The 5,296-nt window shown below is 51.2% G+C and carries 1 protein-coding gene; it reads left to right on the top strand.

Annotation, left to right across the window (positions count from 1 at the left end; all coding sequences use genetic code 11):
• Positions 1-236: 236 nt before the first annotated feature.
• Positions 237-5,296, top strand: a 5,060-nt coding sequence (locus tag KDK18_RS09790) for a TcdA/TcdB catalytic glycosyltransferase domain-containing protein (RefSeq protein WP_257254719.1), incomplete at its 3' end; no start/stop codon positions are given.

Raw genomic sequence — 5,296 nt, 5'->3', positions numbered from 1 at the left:
AAATCAGTACCCTGTCGGGCAATCGCAGTGGCGAGAACTTGTCTTTTGTACCGTCAGCAAGCCATAAAACGACACAAAACCTGACGACTCCGCAACCTTTGACTAGGATAAGCGCTGGCTGATAGCACTTATACGAGCGGCGAACGGTAGATTGTATGTAAGACTGAATGAAACGCTGCAGGGTGGTTTAATCAGCCCAGTCCCGAACAACTCGCCAGTTTCGGAGAGCTTACCCTATGCCTGCCAATCGAACTGATACGATTCCTCCCAATCCTCCTCCCGAACGACAGTGGCTTGAGACCAGCGATGGCTGGTTTTACTCCGCCATTGTTGACACAGATACTTTTAAAATCGGTCTGTCGATGAATCGACCGGGCTCGGCTTTTGCCACGCCTGCGTACATCAGTACCGTCAGGACAGCCATTGACAGGGCCTTCTGGTTGATTGAGCAGTCAGGTTTATTTCCGCACCACATACACCGGAATGTCAGCATTATCTTTTCTGACTCTGACTTAGCGGGTCAGAATGTTTTTTATGACGATGATGGTGTCACTTTGTTAATCGGGCAATCGATCATCAATCCATCATCATTACCCCAGACTTCTGGCAAACCCGCCAGTCTGGCAGAGACTCCCGGAGTTGACCGGCTTGTTGCCACTTTGCTGAATCACATGGCAATAGTCGTTTATGAGGCTTGTGATCCCAATGCCTTCTGGTCAGAATTTCAGGCACGGCATGATGGTGTCGAAGAGAGTGATGCTACAGAGAATGGTAGCGGTTTTATCCAGTCTCCCATTACCCATCCTGATGACGCGGTTTCCACTGTCGCCACTGAAACACAGCTCGGTTTTATCGCTGAAACGCTGGCTGCCAAGTGGTTGAATCAGAAATTATCTCCGGCTTCACGTCATTGGCTGGAGGTTTTGCTTCCCGGTCTGTTCAAAGCCTCACCCCCCGACAAGCCCCCTACCCCCCTGAGTGCCAGACTCAGGGCTTATCACTGGCATTCCAAAAACCACCTTGATCAAACGCTTGCCGGGCTCAAAACAGAGCCGAGCTTTTCATCAGGCAATGTTACAAGCGAAGCAACCCCTTCATCAGGCAATGTCACCGGGCCAGTGCCTGACAATTATTTTGCCTTCACGCCCGTCGCACCGCTTTTACGCATCAACGAGACAATGGCCTTTCCCGCTTTTGGCACAGGTTACTGTACCCGCGTACAGGGAACGGAAATAGGTGTCAGGGTTTACCCCCAGGGGGACGCAGCTCCACCACTGCGGCTGGTCGACATAACCCTTGACGTGGAAAGCTATCAATCACTGGCTTACAAGGATCCAACACAAACTCTCCAGCGGCTGGTTTTTGACCTTGAGACATTAGCCGGACTGTTTCTATACGGTGGTTTTAACGAACAGTTGCTGGCCTTTCTTCACGGACTTCAGGATGCCAGTGATCCGGTGGGATCGACAAACCCCGATCACAAGATTCCTCTGATCAAGGCAGAGTCCGACCGATTATTCATTGACAGTGACGCAACTTTCACAAACGGCAGCCAACCACTGGTTCGCCTGGGGTTGGCCGATCTTTCCCGGCACTCTGCCGAGGCGCTTGGGCGCGGACTGTCGGCCCTGCTGATACCAACATGGCGAGAGACCCTGACGGACAATCCCGTGGCTGTGGCCGGTATCGAGCAGCTGTGGGGGATCACTGGCAACAGGCTGGAAGCGTTGCAACCGAATTATGGATTGGATGAACGTTATCAGGCCCGGCAATGGCCACAACAGTCAGGTGTTGTCTACCAGCGACTGGTGGCAGGTCAGCGCCATAACCTCAGGAAACGGGGCGGCACTGCGAGAGACTTTGTTGATGCCGTCCGCGAACTGTATCTGGATGACGGGCTGGCGTCAGCACTTGCCAGAGTCATGGAAGACCAGCAACCATTGACGGAGAGTACCGTTACAGCTGGGGAAATGGCGGACTTGCTCCAGGCCATCATCATGGTTTACAACGAGCAATCATTGCGCAGTGAACAATGGGCTTTCCGCAGGGCTATTGATGACAGCCTGGACTGGCTGACCGCTAAAGACCCTGACAATCCGGCCCTGGCAAACCTTAAGCGACTCAAAAGAAATGATGAGGCACAACAGGATGGCTACGATGGCCTGACCGAAATGGAACCGGTGCCGTTCTTTGACAACACCACCAGCAGCATCCGGGGCCGGTTCTTTACCCTCACGGCTCTGGGTGACTGGATAGGGGTTTACCTGTCGCCGGACTACCTGACCGGTTCCAGTAACGAAACCATCGTCAGTGACCTGCGCCGACTGGTGGACGCCAGCGACCTGTTCAGGCATCAGTTGAACAATACCAACGAGTTCCAGAGGCTGTCGGGCAATGTAACCTCCCCAATAAGGCCCAACACCCTTGGCGATATTCACGACATTGGTTTGCTGGAAGTGCCCCCTGAAGAACGGAACAGGACGATTCCGGGAGAGTATGTCAGCCTGATCATCCCCGGTCACAATGGCGCGTCTCCCGGCGGTAAATCCGGCCCACTGGCCTACCTGCTCACCCGACATGGTGCGGAAAATGACACCGTCCATGACCCTGCCACAGAGAACCGGACTGCCCTTGCACCCGTCAACCAAACCGTCAATAACGGCACCTTCACGCTCATCCATTTTGATCCGGGCTGGGGGGGCGTGCCCTTTGGTGCCGGATGGCTGTCAGACCATGTTTCGTTCTTTTTTCAGTTAAAGAAAGCATTCCAACTGGCACTCGGCATAAAGCCGGAAGAGGATGCCAACAGGATCAAAAACCGGATTCGTACTGAGCTCGGTTTGCCACGGGACTATTCTGAAAACTATCCCGGACAGAACAGATTAGCCGTAGTAGACCCCCGTCAGGTAATGATCAAAGAAGCCCTGCCCGTACAGGTAAGGTTTAATCAAACGACAGCGACAGACACCAGCAAATCCGTGCGCCTGGCGGTGACCGGATATGGCTCACTGGGACGTCATCTGGAACTGACGGCAGAGCCTGACAAAAACGGCACCTATCGTCTGCAACTGGCTTCCATTGGCAGGATGACAACGAATGATGGTCTTCAGCCACCCCCACTGCATGAGTATCCGGAAATGACCAAACCGGTGGGAAGACACAGGGTTCGCCGTGCCGATCCTGATCCTGCTGAGGGCTCAGACTCGAAATTAATCGACAAACTGATTCCTGACGCCAAGACGTTCCATATGGAATATGCAGCGATATTACAGTACCAACGCATCCTGAACGCAGACTTGAACAGACGTTTTGAAGACCTGTTCTCATCTTTTATGAGCCTTGATAGTTCTCGCCATGGGAATGCTCCATCAACCTTTGCTTCGGCATTAAGGGTCTACGAAAAACTCACCGACCTGATCGGGAACCACCCTCAGGAAACCGGCGTAAAATTTGCGAAACTGGCTACAGACATCCGGAGCTGGTTTGAAAGCAATATGAAGTCAGTCCCTCCACGGCTGCATTTTGTTAGCGTTAACCCAACCGATGGGGAGCTGAATTATATCCGGTCATGGATTTTAGCAAATTCAGAGTCCGTTTTAAGAATAAACCTCTGGCATGACCCGAATGCAATGCTCGCCGGTGTGCTCGCCGAAGCTCTTAAAGAATCTGTGACCAGTAAATTGACCGGTCAGTCCGATCCCGGTAATCCATCTGATTTTGAATCGGATTTACTGAAAGAACTGATGAGGTTACAAGATGAGGCCTGGAAAGCCATAGAGCCAAAAATGGCAAGTGGCCAGCTGTTTGATCAGGCGGCGAAGGATTTTCTGATAGACCATCTCAAATACAAGACGGACATTGACAAACAAAAAGCCCAAACGCTGGAATCCTTCCGGCAATTTGAAAAGGAAATAACGTCTTCTTACCCCGGGGCCAAGTTTTCCCTCAAAGATATTAATGAGCTCTGGACCAGTGCCTACGGGGAAGATGGTCAGAAAGCCAAAAAGCACTATTACAGGGAACTGGGATTGCGTGGTCATCAGCCTGCGGCCAACGCACTGGTGAAAATCAAGGTGATTAGCACTCTCGGTGGTCTTTATTCTGATACGTCGCTTTCGCCTGCATTGAATGAGGATCTTTTCAAGGGTATTGATTATTCAGGCGTCAGCAAAGCAGATTGGGACAGGGTAAAGACATTACAGACACAGCTGGTCATCCAAAGGCTTGGCAAAGAATTCCTTCCTGATAATCAGGACCCTGCCATTAAACAGAAAGTTTCAGAAGATATCGCCTGGTTCGGTGAAAAATACCCTGGGTTGAAGAGCGACATTGAACAGCTTGTGGCAAATGCTGATCCCTCTCAACTGTTTAAGCCTTTGGGAAAAGTTAAAGTCATGCCCTACCAGGCCTACGTGCCATCAGAAAAAAATCCGGGTTTATTTTTCGCGGCAAGACCGGGCAACCCAACCATAGAGTTAGCTTATGACACCCTCTTATCACAATTCGAAGAGGTTGATCGATTTAAAGTGTCCGGTTTGACGAATTGGAATGCTGCCAGACTCAGAGAAACATTTTTAATCGGGGAAAGGATTGCTGACGCGGCATTGGCTTATTACCGAATCGGAGGTGTACGAGAGTTTGCGAAAGGCTATCGAATCCTGAATGGCGATAACGCACTGCAGGAAAGCAAGATTGCAATGAGTTGGACTGCAGGCTACAAAGCTTTGCTGGCTGCTCTGCAATTGTCTCCCGGAGATCACTTTACCCTTTCTAGCGAAGCGGCTGCTGCCCGGGATCAGGAAAATGATATCAGACGCTATATAAACACAGATCCCCGGAAGCATAGCCAATACCGTCAACAACTGGTTATCCAGATGGGGTCTGGCGATGATAACCCTATTAGCAAGGCCAGCCGTTACCTGTTTCGCAAATATAAAAATCGCCAACAAACGGGAGGCAGTGAGCCTTCAGTCCGTTGGCTGGTCATTGAGAACGATGATTGGTCAGATGGCGAGACGGGCGCAAAGATCAATAGTGCCGATATTGGCAAACTGCTGGGCGATGATAGCCGAATTCATGTGGTAGGCCTGGGTGAATCCAAAGACGGGGAATTTACCCTGGGCGGGCAAACCGCGTCAGACCTGTCAAAAAAAATTAATGAATTGATCGGTGATACCCCGGTTAAAACCATTAACCTGGTTGGCTCAGGTGTCGATCACGACGGGCTTGTCAGCCAATACCTGAAAGATATCCTGAAAGCGACAAAAACCCGGACAGTGACCGCCCGTGACGGTCT

The sequence above is a fragment of the Endozoicomonas sp. SESOKO3 genome, assembly GCF_024606255.1.
The sequence above is the reverse complement of the archived record's forward strand: the minus strand, read 5'-3'. Positions and strand labels throughout refer to the sequence as shown.